Source organism: Stenotrophomonas sp. S49 (assembly GCF_016624905.1).
GTDB lineage: Bacteria > Pseudomonadota > Gammaproteobacteria > Xanthomonadales > Xanthomonadaceae > Stenotrophomonas.
The window spans coordinates 1-19,944 of sequence record NZ_JACVUD010000080.1 but is presented as its reverse complement, the minus strand read 5'-3'; the positions used below and the strand labels follow the sequence as shown (position 1 = coordinate 19,944).

The window sequence follows — 19,944 nt, the reverse complement described above, 5'->3', positions numbered from 1 at the left end:
CCCGGGCCCCCCCGTCCTGGGCCCCGCCGGGGGGGGGGGGGGGGGGCCCCGCCGCTACCCGGCCTCAGCCCAGTTCGGCATCCAGGCTGATCGGCACCGCACTGAGCGCCTTGGACACCGGGCAGTTCTGCTTGGCGTCATCGGCAATGGCGCGGAACTGGGTGGCATCGATGCCCGGCACCACGGCCTTCACCTTCAGGCGGATCTGCGAAAGCTGCGGGCCGCCTTCCATCGACAGATCCACCTTGGCTTCGGTGTCCAGCGAGGTCGGTGTAAACCCTGCCTCGCCCAGTTTGGCCGACAGCGCCATGGTGAAGCAGCCCGCGTGCGCGGCGGCGATCAGCTCTTCCGGATTGGTGCCCTTTTCCTCGCCGAAGCGGCTGTTGAAGCCGTAGCGGGTCTTGTCCAGCAGCCCACTCTGCGGGGTGCTCAACTGGCCCTTGCCCGACTTCAGATCCCCTTCCCAGTGCGCGGTGGCGTGTCGCGAGATTCCCATGTGCTGCTCCTGCGTGGCGTTGGTGAACGCTTACCCTGCCACGGCCGGCGTTAGCCCTGCGTCGCTCCGCCGCAGTGGCAAACGCTGTCCCGGGCCAGCGCCGTGGACACTTCTTCGCCAGGCGAATGCGCACTTTTCCCTTGTTTTCAGTACTTTCGCGCAGATCGCCCGCATCCCGCAGCGCACCAGAGCCGCGCAATCCCCTGCCGCGCGCCATGTACTGAATCGGTCTGGATATGAAAAAACCTGCACTTTCAGCACTGCGGGCTATTGGCGGCGCCCACGAGTTGCCCTACATTGCGCTTGCCGACGGGGTTCGGCGCCGACCAAACAACCAACCGTTCACGGAACAGGAAACCATGGCAAAGACCGCTAAGAAGGCTGCCCCGAAAAAGGCAGTGAAGAAAGTCGCGACGAAGGCAGCCGCCAAGCCGGCCGCTCCGAAGCCGATCAAGGAAGTGCTGACCAAGTCGGGCCTGGTTGCACACATCGCTGAAGCGTCCGGCGTTGTCGCCAAGGACGTGCGCGCTGTGCTGGCCTCGCTGGAAAGCGCTGTCGCTTCCTCGGTGCACAAGAAGGGCGCTGGCTCCTTCACCCTGCCGGGCCTGCTGAAGATCTCCACCGTCAATGTGCCGGCCAAGCCGAAGCGCAAGGGCATCAACCCGTTCACCAAGGAAGAACAGTGGTTCGCCGCCAAGCCGGCCACCACCAAGCTCAAGGTTCGCCCGCTGAAGAAGCTCAAGGACGCTGCGCTGTAAGCGCGCGCCCCACGGCGATCTTCTGACGGGACGGCCCAGGCCGTCCCGTTTTTTTGCGCGCAATGTACCCACGCCCAGACAACCCGCCAGTAGATCCACGCCATGTGTGGATGCGCGCCACCCCAGGACAATCCGCAACACAGCGTTTCCCTGCGCGTGCCCTGCCCGCCCACAGCCGCGCCAGCATTGGCCGCAGCCGACATTTTCCGCTTCGGGAACGAACCGGGTGGAACACTGCGTGCAGCGCGGGCCGTCGCCGCCGGTCACCGCCTTGCCTATGGTGGGCACATCCCCCCACCTACAGGCGAGCACACCTCTCATGGCCAGCCCCTCCACCCGCTACCGGATCTCGGTGACCCCCATCGAAAAGGACGGGCACCAGTGCACCGGGCGCTGCACCATCGAACTGGAACACCGCGCCAGCCGCGACCTGATGCGCCTGCTGGAAGCCGCCCCGCGCACGCCCGGCCTGAGCGGTGACGAGCGCGCCACCCTGGTGGTCGCCGCGCAGTTGCTGCGCGATATCGTCCAGCGCCATGCCGACAGCGAAGGCCACGCCCTGGCGACGGTGGCGCCCGACCTGCTGGCCGCGCTGCAGGCGTTGGACCAGCGCATCGCATCGCGCTGATTCCCGCCCAGCCGATACACTGCCGCCTCCCATTGGCCTCGGGGAGGAGGCAGACATGCGCAGTATGTTGGGGGGGTGCCTTGCCCTTGCCCTGATCGGGTGTTCGCGCGCCCCGGTGGACGCACCCGCGTCGGCCGCCACCACCGCCGCAGCGGCCGACGCAGCTGTCGCGACGGCCCCTGCTGCCGACGCCCCGCCAAGCGCCCTCGCACCGCGGACGGTTGACCCGCTGTTCGGCGCAGTCGCAGCCGGCAGCGAAGCACCCGCGCACATGCTCAACCGCTACATGCTGGCCCTGCTCAACGGCAACCGCAGCAGCAGTGATGCGGCCTGGACCTTCGCCCCGGCAGATCCGCGCCATGCCGACGACGCGCTGCTGCGGCAGCTGCCGGACCTGCGCAGCCTGCGGCTGGACAGCGAACCGCCCGTTCCCCGCGACTACGAACGCCCCAGCCGCCTGCTGGAAGTGCCGGTGCGGGTGCGTGCCACGACCGGCCAGGGCACCTTCCGCTTCCACGGCTGGTACCGCGTGCAGCCACGCGCCGACGGCCAGGGCTGGCAGATCCAGTCGGCAAAGCTGGAACCCACGCTGGACTGAATCCCTTTCGCAGCGTGCACCCGCGATTCAGCGGCCACCGCTACTCTGTGAGCCATCCCATCACCTGCCCGGTCACCGCCATGCACCTGCGTTCCCTGCTGACCCGTGTTGCTGCATCCACTGTGCTGATCGCCGCGGCGATCGGCGCACAGGCAGCCCCCTCGATTTCCGGCCGCGAACTGTCGGTCGGTGCCAGTGACGTCCAGCAATACCTGGATGGCAGCTTCCCACGCACGCAGGACGCGCTGGGTGGGCTGATCGCCCTGACCATGAGCCACCCGCAACTGAGCCTGCCGGCCGGCGAGCGGTTGAACCTGGGCATGGACCTGGCGCTGGCCACCGCAGGCGGCAACCCGACCAACCTGGGCAAGGTGAAGCTCAGCAGCGGCCTGCGTTATGACGCCCAGACCCAAGGCTTCCACCTGCAGGAACCGACCGTGGACGATTTCACCCCGGCCAGCCAGGGCGGGCGCCTGGATTCGCGCACCCGCGCCCTGCTCAACGCCGCACTGAGCGACTACGCGCGCCGCGAACCGATCTACAAGCTGGACCCGACCATGGCCGGCGTGCTGGGCGCCCTGCAGGTGCAGTCGGCGCAGGTGAAGAACGGCAAGCTGGTGGTCACCTTCAACCAGAACCTGGGCAGCCTGGTGCCCGCCGGCCTGCTGGGCAAATAAGGTAGCGCCGGGTCATGCCCGGCGGCTTCTGCATTTCCCACGCGTCCCGTTCGCCGGGCATGGCCCGGCGCTACCGCTCACGCCGCCAGTGCGTTCACCACCGCTTCGCTGAACGCCGGGATATCGTCCGGCTTGCGGCTGGTGATCAGATTGCCGTCCACCACCACTTCGGCATCGCGCCAGCGTGCGCCGGCGTTGGCAAGATCCTGTCGCAGCGAGGGCCAGGATGTCACCTCGCGGCCTTCGGCCAGCCCACTGTTGATCAGCAGCCAGGGGCCGTGGCAGATCGCGGCCACCGGTTTCCCCGCCGCCGCCACGCTGCGGATGAAGCCCAATGCGGCCTCATCGGTCCGCAGCGAATCGGGATTGATCACCCCGCCTGGCAGCACAAGTGCGTCGAACTGCCCCGCGTCAGCCTCGGCCAACGGCAGGTCCACGGCCACCACGCCGCCCCAGTCCTTGTCCTTCCACCCTTTGATACTGGCCTCCTTCGCGGGGGAAACCACGGTCACCGTAGCGCCCTGCGCTTCCAGCAGCCGCTTGGGTTCGGTCAGTTCGGACTGTTCAAAGCCGTGGGTCGCAAGAATGGCAATCTGCTTGCCACCAAGTCGCTGTGCCATGTCGGATGCTCCGCCAAAAGGAGCAGACAGCGTGGCTGAAGACCCATTGCACGCCGGTGACCCCTCCGTGCACGCAAGGTGCAGGCGGCCCTTGTAGAGTCGAGCTTGCTCGACTGCTCTTTACCCGTAGAGCCGAGCTTGCTCGACTGCCATTGCAAAGCAGTCGAGCATGGCTCGACTCTACAGACACCGCTCAGCGCTTGGGCTGCAGCATCGTGCCGGTGCACTTGGGCGAACCGCAGCGGCACTCCCAGATCTTCTTCAGCTTGGCCGTGTGGCGCTCGGCCAGCACGATGCCGTAGTTGTAGGTCAGCTCTTCGCCGGCCTTGATATCGCGCAGCGCCTCGATGAACACCTTGTCGCCGCGACTGTCGCCGTCTTCGTCTTCCTCGATCACCGCTTCGCAGTTCGGGTCGCAACTGTGGTTGATCCAGCGCGCGTCGTTGCCCTTGTAGTTGGCGTCGATCACCCAGTCATCGTTCAGGGTGAACAGGAAGGTGTGGCCGCTCTCCACATCGCCGCTGTCATCGGCATCGACATCGCCATGGCTGCGCAGCAGGCCCTTGTACTGGATCACGCGCTCGCCCTGCTTGATCGGGGCCACGGCGAACACGCCGTTGCCATGGATGGCGGACTTGCGGGCTTGGATCTTCTTGGGCATCGGCAAGGGGGTTGGCAGCAATAGGAACCCCGATTCTCACCCATTCACAGTGATTGCGAAAATCACCCCCATGCCGCAGCATGTCCCCCCACCCCGCTGCCGGGGTGCCCCGCCGCCGGCCCAGCGCCGGCTGAATGGCCGGGTTGGATGCCGGCGAAGAAAAGCGTACAATTTCAGTCCGCTTTAAGAACCACTCGCATCCCCATGTTGCGCGTCACCAAGCTCACCGATTACGCCACCGTCGTGCTGACCGTGCTCGCCGCCCGCCCGGGCGACGTGCTCAGTGCCACCGAGCTGGCTGAATTCACTGGTCTGGAACCGCCCACCGTCAGCAAGGTGCTCAAGCCGCTGGCCCAGGCCGGTCTGGTGGAAGGCCTGCGCGGCGTGCGCGGCGGCTACCGGCTGACCCGCGCGCCCGGGCAGATCACCCTGTTCGAGGTGGTCGAAGCGATGGAAGGGCCGCTGGCCCTGACCGAATGCAGCCACGACCACCACCAGTGCGGCATGGCGCCCAAGTGCGGCGCGCGCAGCAGCTGGCGGCTGATCAACGATGTGGTGTCCGAGGCCCTGCGCGCTGTCAGCCTGGCCCAGATCCTGCCCCCTCTTCCCCTTGTCGATGACGAACAGCGCCGCACCATCGCTGTCGACGTCGTCTCCTGATCCGTAGGCAGCCCCCCATGGCCACCGAAACCATCGAAACCGTCGCCCACGACGACACCCCCAACCGCGAGATCCATGAGCAGCTCGGCCGCAAGTACTCGGCCGGCTTCATCACCGAGATCGAATCGGACTCGCTTCCTGCCGGCCTGGACGAGGACACCATCCGTGCCCTGTCGGCCAAGAAGGAAGAGCCGGAATGGATGACGCAGTGGCGCCTGGACGCCTACCGTCACTTCCTGACCATGCCGATGCCGAACTGGGCCAAGCTGCAGATCGCTCCGATCGACCTGCAGGCACTGAGCTATTACTCGGCGCCGAAGGGCCCGAAGTACGCCTCGCTGGATGACGTGCCCAAGGAACTGCTTGATACCTATGACAAGCTGGGCGTGCCGCTGCACGAGCGCGCCAAGCTGGCCGGCGTGGCGGTGGACGCGGTGTTCGACTCGGTGTCCGTCGGTACCACCTTCCGCAAGGAACTGGCCGAGAAGGGCATCATCTTCTGCTCCATGTCCGAAGCCATCAAGGAACACCCCGAACTGGTGCGCCAGTACCTGGGCACCGTGGTGCCGGTGGGCGACAACTACTTCGCCGCGCTGAACTCGGCCGTGTTCTCCGATGGCAGCTTCGTGTTCATTCCCAAGGGCGTGCGCTGCCCGATGGAACTGAGTACCTACTTCCGCATCAACGCCGGCCACACCGGCCAGTTCGAGCGCACCCTGATCGTGTGCGAGGACAAGGCCTACGTGTCCTACCTGGAAGGCTGCACCGCGCCGATGCGCGATGAGAACCAGCTGCACGCCGCGGTGGTGGAACTGGTGGCGCTGGAAGACGCCGAGATCAAATATTCCACGGTGCAGAACTGGTACCCGGGCGACGAGAACGGCGTGGGCGGCATCTACAACTTCGTCACCAAGCGTGCCGAATGCCGTGGCGCGCGCAGCAAGGTCACCTGGACCCAGGTCGAAACCGGTTCGGCCATTACCTGGAAGTACCCCTCCTGCGTGCTGTTGGGCGACGATTCGGTGGGCGAGTTCCACTCGGTGGCGCTCACCCACCACCGCCAGCAGGCCGACACCGGCACCAAGATGATCCACGTCGGCAAGCGCACCAAGAGCAAGATCGTCAGCAAGGGCATCAGCGCCGGCCGCGGCCAGAACACCTACCGCGGCCTGGTCAAGGTCGACCGCAACGCCGATGGCGCGCGCAACTACACCCAGTGCGATTCGCTGCTGATCGGCAAGCAGTGCGGTGCCCACACCTTCCCCTACATCGAGGTGAAGAACCCGGGCGCCACCGTCGAGCACGAGGCCACCACCTCGAAGATTTCCGACGACCAGCTGTTCTACTGCCGCGCCCGTGGCATCAGCCAGGAAGACGCGGTGTCGATGATCGTCGACGGCTTCTGCAAGCAGGTGTTCCGCGAACTGCCGATGGAATTCGCGGTGGAAGCCAAGAAGCTGCTGGAAGTCTCGCTGGAAGGGTCGGTGGGTTGACCCGCCTGCTGCCTTCGTTCTGATTATTCAGCCACGCACGGCGTGGCGCTACTGGATTCGTATCATGCTGAAGATCGACAACCTCCACGCCCGCATCGGCGACAAGGAAATCCTCAAGGGCCTGTCGCTGGACGTGAAGCCCGGCCAGGTGCACGCCATCATGGGCCCCAACGGCGCCGGCAAGTCCACCCTGGGCAATGTGCTGGCCGGCCGTGACGGCTACGAAGTCACCGAAGGCAGCGTGCAGTTCGACGGTGTGGACCTGCTCGACCAGGACCCGGAAGCGCGCGCCGCCGCCGGCCTGTTCCTGGCGTTCCAGTACCCGGTGGAAATCCCCGGCGTGAACAACACCTACTTCCTGCGCGCCGCACTGAATGCACAGCGCAAGGCGCGCGGCCAGGACGAACTGGATTCCATGCAGTTCCTGAAGCTGGTGCGGCAGAAGCTGGCCGTGCTGCACCTGAAGGACGAGCTGCTGCACCGTGGCGTGAACGAAGGCTTCTCCGGTGGCGAGAAGAAGCGCAACGAGATCTTCCAGCTGGCCGTGCTGGAGCCGAAGCTGGCGATCCTGGACGAAACCGATTCGGGCCTGGACATCGACGCGCTGAAGAGCGTGGCCGACGGCGTGAACGCGCTGCGCGCAGCCGACCGTTCGTTCCTGGTCATCACCCACTACCAGCGCCTGCTGGATTACATCAAGCCGGACGTGGTGCACGTGCTGGCCGACGGACGCATCGTCAAGACCGGTGGCCCGGAGCTGGCGCTGGAACTGGAAGCGCACGGCTACGACTTCCTGAAGGATCGCGTGGTGCGCGAGGCGGCCGTCTGATGAGCGCCCTGCTCGACTCGATGGCCCAGGCCTTCTGCGGCAGCGATGCGCGCCGCGACGTGCTCGATGCCGCCCTGCGCGATGGCCTGCCGGCCGCCCGCAGCGAAGCCTGGAAGTACACCTCGCTGCGCCAGCTGGAGCGTCGCGCCTTCGCGCCCGCACCGCAGGCCCCGGCCGCGCTGGATGCCGAGGCACTGGCCGACATTCCCGCACCGCGCCTGGTGTTCGTCAACGGCCGTCTGCACGATGGCCTGAGCGACACCCACGGACTGCCGGCCGGCGTGCAGCTGGAAGCGCTGTCCAGCGCACTGGCCGCCGGCGAGGATGCCGCGCGCTTCCTTGGCCGCCGCTATGAGCGCAGCGACGAAGTGTTTGCCCGCCTCAACGCTGCCCTGGCCGATGAAGGCGTGGTGCTGCGCGTGGACGAAGGCGTGCAGGTTGAAGTGCCGCTGCAGCTGGTGTTCGCCAGCGTGGCCGGCGATACCGACCTGGCCTGGCACCACCGCCACCTGATCGAACTGCGTGCCGGCGCCAGCCTGGGCGTGGTCGAGCACCGCTTCAGCGTGGGCGATTCGGCCCACCTGGACAACACCGTGCTGCATGCCCACGTCGCCCGCGATGCCGTGCTCACGCACGCCCGCGTGCAGGCTGGCAGCGCGCGCCAGACCAGCTTCCTGCGTACCGATGCGGTGCTGGCGCGCGATGCGCAGTACCACCGCGTGGACCTGGAACTGGGCGCCGCACTCAGCCGCCACGAACTGAACGTGCGCCTGGAAGGCGACAACGCACAGCTGACCGCCAACGGCGTGCTGCTGGGCAATGGCCGCCGCCACGTCGACACCCGCCTGGGCATCGACCACATCGCCCGCGACACCAGCAGCGAGCTGTTGTGGCGCGGCGTGGCCGCCAACCGCAGCCGCGTGGTGTTCCATGGCGGCATCCAGATCCGCGAAGGCGCCGACGGCACCGACGCGAACCTGTCCAACAAGAACCTGCTGCTGTCGGCCGATGCCGAGATCGACACCCAGCCGGTGCTGGTGATCGACGCCGACGAAGTGAAGGCCGCACACGGTGCCACCGTCGGCCAGCTCGATGCCAACGCGCTGTTCTACCTGCGTTCGCGCGGCCTACCGCAGGCCCAGGCGCAGGCCCTGCTGAGCGCCGCGTTCTGCCACGAACCGCTGAAGGTGCTGCCCGACGCGCTGCGCGAACAGCTGGCACGGCGCCTGGACAAGGCCTTGGCCGAGGCAGGCGTGGCATGAACCTGTCCACCCCGCGCCCGATCGAAGAACGCGCCGCTGCCCCCGACTGGGACCGCGTGCGCCTGGACTTCCCGCTGCTGATGCGCGAAGTGCACGGCAAGCCGCTGGTCTATTTCGACAACGCCAACACCGGCCAGAAGCCGGTGCAGGTGATCGGCGCGGTGGACGAGTTCTACCGCCGCTACAACGCCAATGTCAGCCGTGCGGTGCACGCGCTGGGCACCGAAGCCACCGACGCCTACGAAGGGGCGCGCAACAAGCTGGCGCGCTTTTTGAACGTCCGCGCCAGCGAGCTGGTGCTGTGCAGCGGCACCACCTTCGCGCTGAACCTGGTCGCTTATTCGTGGGCACTGCCACGGCTGAAGGCCGGTGACGTGATCCTGGTCTCGCGCATGGAACACCATGCCAACATCGTGCCGTGGCAGCTGGTCGCCCAGCGCACCGGCGCCACCATCCGCGTGGCCGAGATCACCCCCGACGGCGCACTGGACCTGGACGCGCTGCGCAAGGCGATGACCGCCGAGGTGAAGCTGCTGGCCGTGGCCCACGTTTCCAACGTGCTCGGCACGGTGAACCCGGTGCGCGAGATCTGCCGCGAGGCACGCAAGCGCGGCATCATCACCGTGGTCGATGGCTCGCAGGCCGTGCCCCACCGCAAGGTGGACGTGGCCGCGATCGGCTGTGACTTCTATGCCATCACCGGCCACAAGATGTGCGGCCCGACCGGCACCGGTGCCCTGTGGGCGCGCCGCGAACATCTGGATGCCATGCCACCGTTCTTCGGTGGTGGCGAGATGATCAAGGAAGTCAGCTTCGACGGCACCGTGTTCAACGACGCCCCGCACAAGTTCGAAGCCGGCACCCCCAACGTCTCCGGCTTCATTGGCCTGGGCGTGGCCGCCGATTATCTGGAAGCGCTCGGCCAGGACCACGTGGAAACGCGTGAAGCCGAACTGCTGGCGCACTTCACCGAAGAGCTGCAGAAGATCGACGGCCTGCGCATCTTCGGCACCACGCCGGACAAGGCCGCGGTCGTCTCGTTCATGATCGACGGCGCGCATTCCCACGATCTGGCCACCCTGCTCGATCTGGAAGGCGTGGCCGTGCGCTCGGGCCAGCACTGCGCCCACCCGCTGCTGCAGTACTACGGCGTTGCCGCCACCTGCCGCGCCTCGCTGGCGTTCTACAACACCCACGCCGAGATCGAGCGCTTCATCGTGGCGCTGAACAAGGTGCGCAAACTGCTGGGCTGAGCCCGCAGACCGGGGTCAGATCCCTTTCGCACGGCGAAAGGGCTCTGACCCCTTGGCTTCCGGAGACCCCCAAGCCAAGGCCACGTCGTATTGATGCCCCCCGGCTACCCGCAACACGTCGTCCAGCGTGGCAACAATCGCCAAGCCGTTTTCTTCAGCAACCGTGACCCCGCGCTTCATCTGGGCCTGCTTCGCGATTGCGCGAACGAACACCGCTGCAGCATTCACGCCTATGTGCTGATGGGCAACCACGTCCACCTGCTGGTGACGCCCGACGCCCCCAGCGGGATGTCACGGATGATGCAGGCAGTGAACCGCACCTACGTGCGCCATGTAAATGAGCGCGAACGCCGCACTGGCAGCCTCTGGGAAGGGCGTTTCCATTCCACGGTGATTGATACGGATCGGTATCTGCTCGCCTGCCAGCGCTACATCGAGCTCAACCCGGTGCGGGCAGGGATGGTTGCGCATCCCGGGGACTATAACTGGTCGAGCTATCGTGCCAATGCGCAAGGCCGGGCAAATGCGTTGCTCGTGCCGCATTCTGCGTTTGAGCTCATTGCCGCTGACGTGGAATCGCGGCGTTGCCGCTATGCGGAGTTCATCGATCAGGGCGTCCCTGCGGGTGACCTGGCGGTGATGCGGCGGGCGCTGCAGTCGCAGCGGCGGTTGACGGAGCCGCTGGTGGGGTCAGAGCCCTTTCGCGCTGCGAAAGGGATCTGACCCCGCGACCATTTGCGGGCGCCCCCACCCCACCTAGAATGGCGGCATGAGCACCCTGACTTTCCGCGCCGCCACGCCGGCCGACATCCCCGCCCTGATCACCCTGGTCACCTCCGCCTACCGTGGCGATGCCAGCCGCGTCGGCTGGACCACCGAAGCCGACCTGCTGGACGGTGCCCGCATCGACGCCGAGGGCATCCAGGCCGACCTGGACCGCCCGCGCTCAACCATCCTGCTGGCCGAACGCGAGGGCCGCCTGGTGGCCTGCGCCCACGTCGCCGATGTCGACGGCAAGGGCTACTTCGGCATGTTCTCGGTCGACCCGGCCCAGCAGGGCGGTGGCGTCGGCAAGCAGCTGATGGAAGCGGCCGAAGCCCATGCCGCGCGCGAGTGGCAGCTGCCGGTCATGCAGATGACCGTGATCGACGTGCGCGATGAACTGATCGCCTTCTACGAGCGCCGCGGCTACCAGCGCACCGGCATCAAGAAGCCCTTCCCCTATGGCGACGAACGCTTCGGCATTCCCAAGCGCGACGACCTGCGCTTTGAAATCCTGGAAAAGCCGCTGGCCGGGGCATCGGCATGAGCGGGGCCTGGACCTTCGTCTGCGCTGGCGCGGAACTGCTGCCGGGTGAAATGAAGAGCGTGTTCGACGAGGTGACCGGCACGCCCATCGTCGTGTTCAACCTGGACGGCGAACTGTATGCGCTGGAAGACCAGTGCACCCACGAGGAATTCGAACTGTCCTCGGGTGAGTTCAACACCAGCGAGGGCAGCATCGAATGCGTGCTGCATGGCGCGCGGTTCGACGTGCGCGATGGTCGCGCCCTGTGTGCCCCGGCCTACACCGCCGTGCCGAAGTTTCCGGTGAAACGCGAGCACGACGCGATCTGGACCCGCGACGACCGCGATTGACCCAGCAAGGTCGTTGCGCACCCCGGTGCGCACCGGCCCACCCAGGTGGCGGCTTCGGCGCACACCAGCCGCCATGGGCCTGCCAGGCCGCCGAAGGCCTGCTCACGAACCGCCGCCTGCCGCGCAGATGCGAATCATTATCGTTGGTGTTATCCTGCGCGCCTCGTTCGTAACGGTTTGTAACGCCACCGCGCCATGGCTTCGCCTGCGGCCACCGCCACGCTGTGCCAGCTTGCCCGCCAGGGGTGGCCGCTGCTTGCCGCAGCGCTGCTGACCCTGCTGCTGGGCTGGTCGGCCCTGCATGAGGGCCGGGGCGCGGCGGCACCGTCGCTGATGGCGGCCTCGCCAGCCACTCTGCTGGACAGCGCGCCGCACGTGCCCGACGGCGGCCTGCCCCCGGACGAAGCCCTGCCGCGCAGCGAAGCGCCGGCCGAAGGTGGGCAGGAAGACGACCCCCTGCCGCCTGCGCAGCTCTGCCAGCGCACACCGCCGGTCGCGCCGCCGCACACCACGGTCGCCCCGGAAGTCACCACGGCGGTCGCCACCCGCAACCGGCGCCAGCCGCCCTCGCACGCGCCCCCGGCCGTCCTGGCCTGATCGCGGCGCGCCTGCGCGCGCTTGGCCGCATCCTCGTTTCCCGCCCGCCTCCGCGGTGCGCGCGTTCCTGTTCCCGCCCTCGTTCCCGCCCCTGTCGCGCACGCGCCGACGGCCCATTCCTGTCTTTCATTCCCATGCCCATGAGCCCCATCAAGAGCCGCAAGCACGCCACCCCGCTTCGTTCCCTGCCGCTGGCCACCCTGGCCGCCGGCCTCGGCCTGGCCACCCTGCCCGCCCTGGCCCACGCCGAGGCGGCCGACAACGCACGCACCCTGGACAAGATCGACGTGCACGCCACGCGCGGCTACAAGGCCGACAAGGTGGCCTCGCCGAAGTTCACCCAGCGCCTGCAGGACACCCCGCAGACCATCCAGGTCATCACCAGCGACCTGTTCAACCAGCAGGGCGCCACCACGCTGACCGAAGCGCTGCGCAACAGCCCCGGCGTGGGCACCTTCTATGCCGGCGAGAACGGCAACACCACCACCGGCGATGCGCTGTTCATGCGCGGCTTCGACACCTCCAACAGCCTGTACGTGGACGGCGTGCGCGACCTCGGCTCGATTTCCCGCGATGTGTTCAACATCGAACAGGTGGAAGTGACCAAGGGCCCGGCCGGCACCGACAATGGCCGTTCGGCACCGACCGGTGCGATCAACCTGGTCAGCAAGCAGGCCAACCTGCAGGACGCCGCCTCGGCCAGCATTTCGCTGGGCAGCGACCAGCAGCGCCGCACCACCGCCGACTGGAACCAGTCGCTGGGCGCCACCAGCGCGCTGCGCATCAACGGCATGTGGCAGGACAGCGACCAGCCCGGCCGCGACCACGTGCAGAACAAGCGCTGGGGCATCGCACCCTCGCTGGCCTTCGGCCTGGGCACGGCGACCCGTTACTACCTCAACCTGCTGTACGTAAAGCAGGACAACGTGCCCGATGGCGGCGTGCCCACCCTGGGCCTGCCGGGCTGGACCCCGCAGCCGACCCTGGAAGCACTGGCCGGGCACCCTGTCGATCCGGAAAACTTCTACGGCACCCGCGCCGACCACGATGACGTGACCGCGCAGATGGCCACCTTGCGTTTCGAGCACGACTTCAACGACAGCGTGCGCCTGACCAACACCGCGCGCTGGGGCCGCACCGAACAGGACTACCTGCTCACTGCCTTCATGGGCACCGGCGTGCGCGGCGCGGGCGGCCGCCCGACCGGCAGCATCACCTATACCAACCCGGCCGACCTCTCCAGCTACGCGATCGCGCGCAGCCTGCCGACCTTCAAGGACCAGCGCAACACGATCCTGACCGATCAGCTGAACCTGCGCGCGGACTTCGCCACCGGCGCGGTCGGCCACGCACTCAGCGCCGGCCTGGAATTCACCCGCGAAGAACTGGACAGCTACGGCCAGGCCGCCACCGCCGGCACCAGCTGGCCAGCCGCCAACCTGTATGACCCGGACTGGAACGTCAGCGGTCTGAACTGGGCGCACAACGGTGCCGACGCGCACGGCAAGACCACCACGTCCTCGGTCTACCTGTTCGACACCCTGTCCTTCGGTGAAAGCTTCCTGCTGACCGCCGGCGTGCGCGCCGACCACTACAAGACCGAATACGCCAGCGCGTCGGTGTGTGGCGGTCGTGGCGGCCCGGTGTGCGGCAGCAACCCCACCGGCACCGTGCTGCGCAACCCCACCCTGGAAGCCAGCGACACCCTGCTGAACTGGAAGCTGGGCGCGCTGTACAAGGTGGGCGACACGGTCAGCCTGTACGCCAACTACGCCATTTCCCAGCAGCCGCCGGGCGGCGCCAACTTCCAGCTGAGCAGCTCGGCCAGCAGCGCCGACAACCCCAAACTGGACCCGCAGAAGGCCAAGACCTTCGAAGTGGGCAGCAAGTGGGGCTTCATGGATGACGCACTGGCGGTGAACCTGGCGCTGTTCCAGACCGACGTGGACAATGAAATCAACACCACCGTGCTGGACGATGCCGGCAACCCCACCCAGACCGGCAGCAAGCGGGTGAAGGGCGTGGAACTGTCGGCAGTCGGCCGGGTGACCGAGAACTGGTCGGTCAGCGCCGGCTTCAGCCATCTGGATACCGAAGTGAAGGAAGGCGCGAAGGTGGCCGCCGACGGCACCACCAACCTGACCTACACCCCGGACGATACGTTCACCGGCTGGACCAGCTACGTGCTGCCGCACGGCATCACCGTGGGCGGTGGCGTGCGCTACGCCGCCGGCATGCACCGCGGCACCGACGGCGCGGTGGGCACCCCGTCGTTCACCAAGTCCTATGCGGTGTACGACGCCATGGTCTCGTGGGACGTGAACGAGCACGTGTCGCTGCGCTTGAACGGCTACAACCTGTTCGACAAGCAGTACGTGGCCAGCATCAACAAGAGCGGCTACCGTTACACCCCGGGTGCACCGCGCACCTTCCTGCTCAGCGCGGACATCCGCTTCTGATGCAGCGCGCGGGGGAGCCCGTCTCCCCCGCGCCTTTCGAGGAATCGCCATGCTGCTGCACATTCCGCAGGTCCTGTCTTCCGACGATGTCGCCCAGCTGCGGCAGCGCCTGGATGCGGCCGACTGGGCCGATGGCCGCGAAACGGTGGGCGTGCAGGGCGCGCGGGTAAAGCACAACCAGCAGTTGCCCGATGCATCGCCGTTGAAAGCCGAACTGGGCAGCATCGTGCTGGCCGCGCTGCAGCGCCACCCGCTGTTCTTTGCCGCGGCCCTGCCGCTGAAGATCCTGCCGCCACGCTTCAACCGTTACACCGGCGGCGGCACCTACGGTTTCCATGTGGACGGCGCAGTGATGAACCTGGCCCACGGCGAACAGCTGCGCTCGGACATTTCCTGCACCCTGTTCCTGTCCGCGCCGGAGGAATACGACGGCGGCGAGCTGGTGATCAGCGATACCTACGGCGAACACGAAGTGAAACTGCCCGCCGGTGACCTGATCGTCTACCCGTCCAGCAGCCTGCACCAGGTCACTCCGGTCACCCGCGGCGCGCGCGTGGCCTCGTTCTTCTGGGTGCAGAGCATGATCCGCGACGATGCCCAGCGCCGCCTGCTGTGGGAAATGGATACCTCCATCGAGCGCCTGCGGCAGACCAGCGCCGACCCCGGTGCCGTGCTGCAGTTGACCGGCGTCTACCACAACCTGTTGCGGCGCTGGAGCGAGGTCTGAGCGATCTGCCCGGCACGCGACGCCACCTGACAATCGTTCTCATTTGCAACTGCTAACCGCTCTCATTACAATCACGCCCCGTTGACGCCGGCGGTTCCGGCCGTTCCCAGGGTTGCCCATCTTGCTTGGCCCGCTTCGCCCCCGCCCGCTTCGCCACGTGCAGCTTGGTACCGCCATGCGCGGCCGCCGGCCTGTGCTGGCCAGCCTGTTGGCGTGGGTGGCGATGCTGGCGTTGCTGCTGGGCACCCTGCCACTGTTGCCGGTTGCCCACGCGGGCCTGGCCCAGGCACAGCAGCAGCCGCTGGAAGAACGTGGCGGTGAGCGCGGGGCGCACGAAGAGGCCCCGGCCAAGCTGCGCCGCTGCGCTGCAACCCCGCAGAAGACAACCGACACGGCGCCGCCCCTGCTGCTGGCACGCCAGTGGCTGCACAGCGAACTGCAGTTGATCCCGACCGCGCCGGCGCATGCCGTCGCGCAGCCGGACTGGCCGCTGGCCGCTCCGGACACGCCCTGGGCCGACGCGCCCGGGCGTCGCCAGCAACGCGGCCAGGCGCCGCCGCTGGCCTGATCCCCGGCCCTGGCTGACCGCATCGGCGGTACAGCCAGCGCGCCGCTGCGTGTTCGTTCCCTGCCGCCCCTGACCGGGCATTCCTGCCGCCACCGCGCCTGCCGCGCGGTTCCGCGCGCGCTCGCATCCTTCGAGGTTCCTGCCATGGCCCAGCGCCATCGTGTTCGTTCGTCCCTGTCCCGCCACCTGCTGACCAGCGCCGTGCTGGCGGCCTTCGCCGCCCCTGCCTACGCCAACGGTGCCGCCGCCGGCGCACCGCAGACCCTGGATACCGTGGTGGTCACCGCCTCGGGCTTCGAACAGAAGATCACCGACGCCCCGGCCAGCATTTCCGTCATCACCCAGGAAGAGCTGACCACCCGCCCCTACATGACCCTGCTGGACGCGGTGCGCGACCTGGAAGGCGTGGACGTAGGCGAAACCCGTGACAAGACCGGCCAGGGCACCATTTCCATGCGTGGCATGGGCTCGGATTACACGCTGATCCTGGTCAACGGCCGCCGCCAGAACAACCACGGCGACATCTACCCGAACAACTTCGGCGGCAACCAGTTCAACCACATCCCGCCGCTGGATGCGATCGAGCGCATCGAAGTGATCCGTGGCCCGGCCTCCACCCTGTACGGCGCCGATGCCATGGGCGGCGTCATCAACATCATCACCAAGCGTTCGCTGGACCGCTGGAGCGGCTCGGCCACGCTGGGCGGCACCTTTGAGACCGACGACCAGTTCGGCGACGACCGCACCGCCGATGTCTACGTGACCGGCCCGCTGGTGCCCAACGTGCTGAACCTGTCGGCGCGCGCCAGCTGGTACGACCGCGATGCCTCCAACCCGGTGTACAGCCCGGTGCTCGACCCCAGCGGCGTGGCCCATGACCGCTCGCTGGGCTTCGGTGGCGGTGGCAAGACCGTGGACAACACCAACAAGGCCGGCGGCATCAGCCTGGACTGGAACATCAGCGATACCCAGCGCCTGACCCTGGATTACGACACCTCGCGCCAGGAGTACGACAACGCGATCAAGATCAACGACGCCGGCGAAGAGGAATACCCGGTCGGCACCGTGGACAGCATCAGCAGCATCTGGCGCAGCAGCAATTTCTGCCGCGGTGCCAGCGGTGCCAATGCCAACGCCTGCCGCAACAACGGCGGCACCTGGTCGCGCCGCGCCGATCCGCGCGTGGGCTACAGCCCCAGCCAGGAATTCACCCGCGATGCCTGGGCGATCACCCATGAAGGCCGCTGGGGCTTTGGCAACAGCCTGGTTTCGCTTTCGCACGTGGCCACCAACAACGACGGGCGCACCATGCCCTTCACCGTGGCCGAGCGCGTGCAGCTGCTGCAGATGATCGATGCCACCGGCCCGTATGCCGGGCTGCCGCTGGCCGAACGCCGCGCGCTGGCCGAATCGACCTTCCTGCCGCGCCCGGCGCGCACCCTGGAAAGCGAGCAGTACACCCTGGATGCGAAGCTGGACATTCCGTTCCAGGCCGCCGGCCAGCACGTGGCCGTGGTCGGCGCGCAGGTGATCCGCGGTGAACTGACCGACGGCGTGTTCGGTACCGAGCGCGGTACGCCGGGCCTGAGCCAGGACCACAACATGTACTCGCTGTTCGCCGAGGACACATGGACCGTGCTGGCACCGTTGGCGATCACCTACGGCCTGCGCTACGACGACCATGAAGTGTTCGGCGACCAGCTCAGCCCGCGCCTGTACGGCGTGTACACCGTCAACGAAGCCTGGACGGTGAAGGGTGGCATCAGCACCGGCTTCAAGACGCCCAAGACCACCCAGCTGTACGACGGCGTGATCGGTTTCGGTGGCCAGGGCACCTCGCCCATGTTCGGCAACCCCGACCTGAAGCCGGAAACCAGCACCAGCACCGAACTGGCCGTCTACTGGCAGCACCCGGCCGGGCACAGCTTCAATGCCACCGCCTTCCACAACCGCTTCGACGACAAGATCGCCTCGCAGCCCTGCGGTGCGGCGCTGACCCTGTCGTGCAGTTCCACCGGTGAATATGCCGACCTGGGCTATGCCAGCAGCACCCGCACGGTGAACATCGACGAGGTGGTGATCCAGGGTGCCGAAGTGGCCGGGCGCTGGAACATCAGCGATCAGTTCAGCCTGCGCGCCAACTACACCTTCACCGACAGCGAGCAGAAGAGCGGCGCCGAAAAGGGCCGGCCGCTGGGCAACAGCGCGCGGCACATGGCCAACGCTACCTTCGACTGGCGCGCCAGTGACCGCTTCAACGTGTTCCTGACCGCCGAAGCGCGCTCCAAGCGCTATGGCGGCATCAGCACGGTGACCGGCCAGGAACGCTACTACAAGGATTACACCGTGCTGCACCTGGGCGCCTCGTTCGAGGCCACCGAGTGGCTGACGGTGAACGCCCGCATCAACAACCTGCTGGACCGCGACTTCACCACCTACCAGACCTTCTTCACCGATCTGGACGGCGATGGCATCTACACCGATGACACCAACGAAGTGCTGTTCGAAGATGACTACAACAACAAGGACAAGGCCCGCAGCGTCTGGGTCAGCCTGAACTTCCGCTTCTGAGTGGCGGCACCCACCGCCCTGCTGTGGTGGGTGCCAACCGCCCTGCTCTGGTGGGTGCCAACCTTGGTCGGCACCGCTCCATCCACGCATGGCGTGGATCTACCCGCGCGGGATACACAACGACACCTAATTGCGAGCCATTCTCATTAATGCTGTAATGGGTGGTCTTCACCTGCCCCGAAAAACACCGTGAGCCGTCCTGCCTCGTCCACCGTGCAGCAGCAACAGAGCCGTGGCTTCTGGCTGCGTACCCTGCACCAGTGGCACTGGATCAGCTCGGCGGTGTGCCTGATCGGCATGCTGCTGTTCGCGGCCACCGGCCTGACCCTGAACCATGCAGCGAAAATCGAAGCCAAGCCGCAGGTGCAGAACCAGCAGCTGGAACTGCCGCAGGCAGTGCTGGCCCAGCTGGGCACGCGCGAAGACGGCAACGCGCCGATCCCGCGCCCGGCGCGGCAGTGGCTGGACCAGCAGCTGGGCATCGCCATCGGCGGCCGCCCGGCCGAATGGTCGCCCGAAGAAATCTATCTGTCGCTGCCGCGCCCCGGCGGCGATGCCTGGTTGAGCATCGACCGCGAAACCGGCGCCGTGGAATACGAATCCACCTCGCGCGGCGTGGTGTCCTACCTCAACGACCTGCACAAGGGCCGCAATGCCGGCCCGGCCTGGGGCTGGTTCCTGGACCTGTTCGCGGTGGCCTGCCTGGTGTTCTGCATCACCGGCCTGTTCCTGCTGCACCTGCATGCGCGGCAGCGGCGCATGACCTGGCCGCTGGTCGGCCTGGGCCTGATGATTCCGCTGCTGATCGCCCTGTTGCTGATCCACTGACTTCCAACCGTTCCCTTCGGAGCCGCCCCATGCGCGTCACCCTCACCATCGCCCTCAGCGGCCTGTTGGCCACCAGCCCCGCCTACGCCACCACGCTGGACATCAACGTTGAAGTGCCCAAGCTCAACGTGGCCGAATACCACCGCCCGTACGTGGCGGTGTGGCTGGAAGGGGCCGACCAGAAGGTCGCCGCCAACCTGTCGGTCTGGTACCAGCAGACCAGCAACAGCGAAGGCCACGGCACCAAGTGGCTGCCCGACCTGCGCCAGTGGTGGCGCAAGAGCGGCCGCACCCTGCAGGTGCCGGTGGACGGCGTGACCGGCCCCACCCGCCCGGCCGGCAAGCACGCGCTGTCGTTCACCGACAAGCAGCCGGCGCTGAAGCAGCTGGCCCCCGGCAACTACACCCTGGTGGTGGAAGCGGTGCGCGAAGTCGGCGGCCGCGAACTGCTGAAGATTCCCTTCACCTGGCCGGCCACCGCCGCACAGAACGGCAAGGCGCAGGGCGCCACCGAACTGGGCCTGGTCACCCTGGCCGTGAAGCCCTGATTCTCCTTTCCGGGGTCAGAGCCCTTCCTGCGGAAGGGATCCGACCCCGGGGTCGGATCCCTTCCGCAGGAAG

The 19,944-nt window shown here is 67.3% G+C and carries 22 protein-coding genes; 19 read left to right on the top strand and 3 right to left on the bottom strand.

What is annotated here, in order from left to right; genetic code table 11:
- Positions 1–64: 64 nt before the first annotated feature.
- A complete protein-coding gene (locus IAE58_RS15525) occupies positions 65–496 on the bottom strand; it encodes an OsmC family protein (RefSeq protein WP_108748849.1) in 432 nt (143 codons plus the stop codon).
- Positions 497–855: 359 nt separating this feature from the next.
- Between IAE58_RS15525 and IAE58_RS15520 the strand changes: the two genes are divergently transcribed.
- From IAE58_RS15520 to IAE58_RS15505, 4 genes are all read left to right on the top strand, one after another.
- Positions 856–1,254, top strand: a complete 399-nt coding sequence (locus IAE58_RS15520; RefSeq protein WP_108748848.1) for an HU family DNA-binding protein — start codon at positions 856–858, stop codon at positions 1,252–1,254.
- A 319-nt stretch (positions 1,255–1,573) separates the two neighbouring features.
- Positions 1,574–1,882, top strand: coding sequence for a DUF3861 family protein (locus tag IAE58_RS15515; protein WP_108752408.1), 309 nt, complete (start codon positions 1,574–1,576; stop codon positions 1,880–1,882).
- Positions 1,883–1,937: 55 nt separating this feature from the next.
- Positions 1,938–2,480: a hypothetical protein gene (locus IAE58_RS15510; RefSeq protein ID WP_199932319.1), complete on the top strand. Its 543-nt coding sequence runs from the start codon at positions 1,938–1,940 to the stop codon at positions 2,478–2,480.
- An 80-nt stretch (positions 2,481–2,560) separates the two neighbouring features.
- Positions 2,561–3,157, top strand: a complete 597-nt coding sequence (locus IAE58_RS15505) for a DUF1439 domain-containing protein (RefSeq protein WP_199932320.1) — start codon at positions 2,561–2,563, stop codon at positions 3,155–3,157.
- A gap of 77 nt (positions 3,158–3,234) precedes the next feature.
- Here IAE58_RS15505 and IAE58_RS15500 read toward each other — a convergent pair whose 3' ends face one another.
- Together IAE58_RS15500 and IAE58_RS15495 are read right to left on the bottom strand one after the other, a co-directional pair.
- Complete coding sequence (locus tag IAE58_RS15500) at positions 3,235–3,777, bottom strand: type 1 glutamine amidotransferase domain-containing protein (RefSeq protein WP_199932321.1); 543 nt, start codon at positions 3,775–3,777, stop codon at positions 3,235–3,237.
- Positions 3,778–3,970: 193 nt separating this feature from the next.
- A complete protein-coding gene (locus tag IAE58_RS15495; protein ID WP_108748844.1) occupies positions 3,971–4,438 on the bottom strand; it encodes an SET domain-containing protein-lysine N-methyltransferase in 468 nt (155 codons plus the stop codon).
- A 204-nt stretch (positions 4,439–4,642) separates the two neighbouring features.
- On the opposite strand from IAE58_RS15495, the gene IAE58_RS15490 reads away from it, so the two are divergent.
- The 15 genes from IAE58_RS15490 (at position 4,643) to IAE58_RS15420 (ending at position 19,871) form a co-directional block, all read left to right on the top strand.
- Positions 4,643–5,098: an SUF system Fe-S cluster assembly regulator gene (locus IAE58_RS15490; protein ID WP_199932322.1), complete on the top strand. Its 456-nt coding sequence runs from the start codon at positions 4,643–4,645 to the stop codon at positions 5,096–5,098.
- Positions 5,099–5,115: 17 nt separating this feature from the next.
- On the top strand, positions 5,116–6,591 hold the full coding sequence (gene sufB / locus IAE58_RS15485) for a Fe-S cluster assembly protein SufB (protein WP_108748842.1): 1,476 nt from the start codon (positions 5,116–5,118) through the stop codon (positions 6,589–6,591).
- A 64-nt stretch (positions 6,592–6,655) separates the two neighbouring features.
- Positions 6,656–7,420 (top strand): Fe-S cluster assembly ATPase SufC, encoded by a 765-nt coding sequence (sufC, locus tag IAE58_RS15480; protein WP_108748841.1) that lies wholly within the window; start codon positions 6,656–6,658, stop codon positions 7,418–7,420.
- Positions 7,420–8,682: a Fe-S cluster assembly protein SufD gene (gene sufD, locus IAE58_RS15475; RefSeq protein ID WP_199932323.1), complete on the top strand. Its 1,263-nt coding sequence runs from the start codon at positions 7,420–7,422 to the stop codon at positions 8,680–8,682. The genes sufC and sufD overlap by 1 nt, the downstream gene beginning before the upstream one ends.
- On the top strand, positions 8,679–9,935 hold the full coding sequence (locus IAE58_RS15470; protein ID WP_199932324.1) for a cysteine desulfurase: 1,257 nt from the start codon (positions 8,679–8,681) through the stop codon (positions 9,933–9,935). Before sufD ends, IAE58_RS15470 begins: the two co-directional genes overlap by 4 nt.
- A 93-nt stretch (positions 9,936–10,028) precedes the next feature.
- Positions 10,029–10,658 carry a transposase gene (locus IAE58_RS15465; RefSeq protein ID WP_233614505.1) on the top strand — a complete coding sequence of 210 codons (630 nt, stop codon included), beginning with the start codon at positions 10,029–10,031 and terminating at the stop codon, positions 10,656–10,658.
- 46 nt (positions 10,659–10,704) lie between these two features.
- Positions 10,705–11,244: a GNAT family N-acetyltransferase gene (locus tag IAE58_RS15460; RefSeq protein ID WP_199932325.1), complete on the top strand. Its 540-nt coding sequence runs from the start codon at positions 10,705–10,707 to the stop codon at positions 11,242–11,244.
- Positions 11,241–11,573, top strand: a complete 333-nt coding sequence (locus IAE58_RS15455) for a non-heme iron oxygenase ferredoxin subunit (protein ID WP_199932326.1) — start codon at positions 11,241–11,243, stop codon at positions 11,571–11,573. Before IAE58_RS15460 ends, IAE58_RS15455 begins: the two co-directional genes overlap by 4 nt.
- A gap of 195 nt (positions 11,574–11,768) precedes the next feature.
- On the top strand, positions 11,769–12,170 hold the full coding sequence (locus tag IAE58_RS15450; RefSeq protein ID WP_199932334.1) for a hypothetical protein: 402 nt from the start codon (positions 11,769–11,771) through the stop codon (positions 12,168–12,170).
- A 140-nt stretch (positions 12,171–12,310) separates the two neighbouring features.
- A complete protein-coding gene (locus tag IAE58_RS15445) occupies positions 12,311–14,629 on the top strand; it encodes a catecholate siderophore receptor Fiu (protein WP_199932327.1) in 2,319 nt (772 codons plus the stop codon).
- Positions 14,630–14,678: 49 nt separating this feature from the next.
- The gene (locus IAE58_RS15440; RefSeq protein ID WP_108755601.1) at positions 14,679–15,356 is read left to right on the top strand and encodes a Fe2+-dependent dioxygenase; all 678 of its coding nucleotides are present in this window, start codon (positions 14,679–14,681) and stop codon (positions 15,354–15,356) included.
- 175 nt (positions 15,357–15,531) lie between these two features.
- A complete protein-coding gene (locus tag IAE58_RS15435; protein WP_199932328.1) occupies positions 15,532–15,924 on the top strand; it encodes a hypothetical protein in 393 nt (130 codons plus the stop codon).
- A 144-nt stretch (positions 15,925–16,068) separates the two neighbouring features.
- On the top strand, positions 16,069–18,495 hold the full coding sequence (locus tag IAE58_RS15430; RefSeq protein ID WP_199932329.1) for a TonB-dependent receptor: 2,427 nt from the start codon (positions 16,069–16,071) through the stop codon (positions 18,493–18,495).
- Between the two features lie 189 nt (positions 18,496–18,684).
- Entirely contained in the window at positions 18,685–19,323 is a 639-nt protein-coding gene (locus tag IAE58_RS15425; RefSeq protein WP_199932330.1) for a PepSY-associated TM helix domain-containing protein, read from the top strand.
- Positions 19,324–19,352: 29 nt separating this feature from the next.
- The gene (locus tag IAE58_RS15420) at positions 19,353–19,871 is read left to right on the top strand and encodes a DUF2271 domain-containing protein (RefSeq protein WP_108752396.1); all 519 of its coding nucleotides are present in this window, start codon (positions 19,353–19,355) and stop codon (positions 19,869–19,871) included.
- Positions 19,872–19,944 lie beyond the last annotated feature (73 nt).

Excerpts from the sequence above, each read along its gene's own strand:
- IAE58_RS15470 (WP_199932324.1), top strand. The coding sequence starts at position 8,679 with ATGAACCTGTCCACCCCGCGCCCGATCGAAGAACGCGCCGCTGCCCCC.
- IAE58_RS15465 (WP_233614505.1), top strand. The coding sequence starts at position 10,029 with ATGCCCCCCGGCTACCCGCAACACGTCGTCCAGCGTGGCAACAATCGC.
- IAE58_RS15495 (WP_108748844.1), bottom strand. The coding sequence starts at position 4,438 with ATGCCCAAGAAGATCCAAGCCCGCAAGTCCGCCATCCATGGCAACGGC.
- IAE58_RS15510 (WP_199932319.1), top strand. The coding sequence starts at position 1,938 with ATGCGCAGTATGTTGGGGGGGTGCCTTGCCCTTGCCCTGATCGGGTGT.
- sufD (WP_199932323.1), top strand. The coding sequence starts at position 7,420 with ATGAGCGCCCTGCTCGACTCGATGGCCCAGGCCTTCTGCGGCAGCGAT.
- IAE58_RS15500 (WP_199932321.1), bottom strand. The coding sequence starts at position 3,777 with ATGGCACAGCGACTTGGTGGCAAGCAGATTGCCATTCTTGCGACCCAC.
- IAE58_RS15450 (WP_199932334.1), top strand. The coding sequence starts at position 11,769 with ATGGCTTCGCCTGCGGCCACCGCCACGCTGTGCCAGCTTGCCCGCCAG.
- IAE58_RS15445 (WP_199932327.1), top strand. The coding sequence starts at position 12,311 with ATGAGCCCCATCAAGAGCCGCAAGCACGCCACCCCGCTTCGTTCCCTG.
- IAE58_RS15460 (WP_199932325.1), top strand. The coding sequence starts at position 10,705 with ATGAGCACCCTGACTTTCCGCGCCGCCACGCCGGCCGACATCCCCGCC.
- IAE58_RS15515 (WP_108752408.1), top strand. The coding sequence starts at position 1,574 with ATGGCCAGCCCCTCCACCCGCTACCGGATCTCGGTGACCCCCATCGAA.
- IAE58_RS15505 (WP_199932320.1), top strand. The coding sequence starts at position 2,561 with ATGCACCTGCGTTCCCTGCTGACCCGTGTTGCTGCATCCACTGTGCTG.
- IAE58_RS15520 (WP_108748848.1), top strand. The coding sequence starts at position 856 with ATGGCAAAGACCGCTAAGAAGGCTGCCCCGAAAAAGGCAGTGAAGAAA.
- IAE58_RS15455 (WP_199932326.1), top strand. The coding sequence starts at position 11,241 with ATGAGCGGGGCCTGGACCTTCGTCTGCGCTGGCGCGGAACTGCTGCCG.
- sufC (WP_108748841.1), top strand. The coding sequence starts at position 6,656 with ATGCTGAAGATCGACAACCTCCACGCCCGCATCGGCGACAAGGAAATC.
- IAE58_RS15430 (WP_199932329.1), top strand. The coding sequence starts at position 16,069 with ATGGCCCAGCGCCATCGTGTTCGTTCGTCCCTGTCCCGCCACCTGCTG.
- sufB (WP_108748842.1), top strand. The coding sequence starts at position 5,116 with ATGGCCACCGAAACCATCGAAACCGTCGCCCACGACGACACCCCCAAC.
- IAE58_RS15435 (WP_199932328.1), top strand. The coding sequence starts at position 15,532 with ATGCGCGGCCGCCGGCCTGTGCTGGCCAGCCTGTTGGCGTGGGTGGCG.
- IAE58_RS15420 (WP_108752396.1), top strand. The coding sequence starts at position 19,353 with ATGCGCGTCACCCTCACCATCGCCCTCAGCGGCCTGTTGGCCACCAGC.
- IAE58_RS15490 (WP_199932322.1), top strand. The coding sequence starts at position 4,643 with ATGTTGCGCGTCACCAAGCTCACCGATTACGCCACCGTCGTGCTGACC.
- IAE58_RS15525 (WP_108748849.1), bottom strand. The coding sequence starts at position 496 with ATGGGAATCTCGCGACACGCCACCGCGCACTGGGAAGGGGATCTGAAG.
- IAE58_RS15440 (WP_108755601.1), top strand. The coding sequence starts at position 14,679 with ATGCTGCTGCACATTCCGCAGGTCCTGTCTTCCGACGATGTCGCCCAG.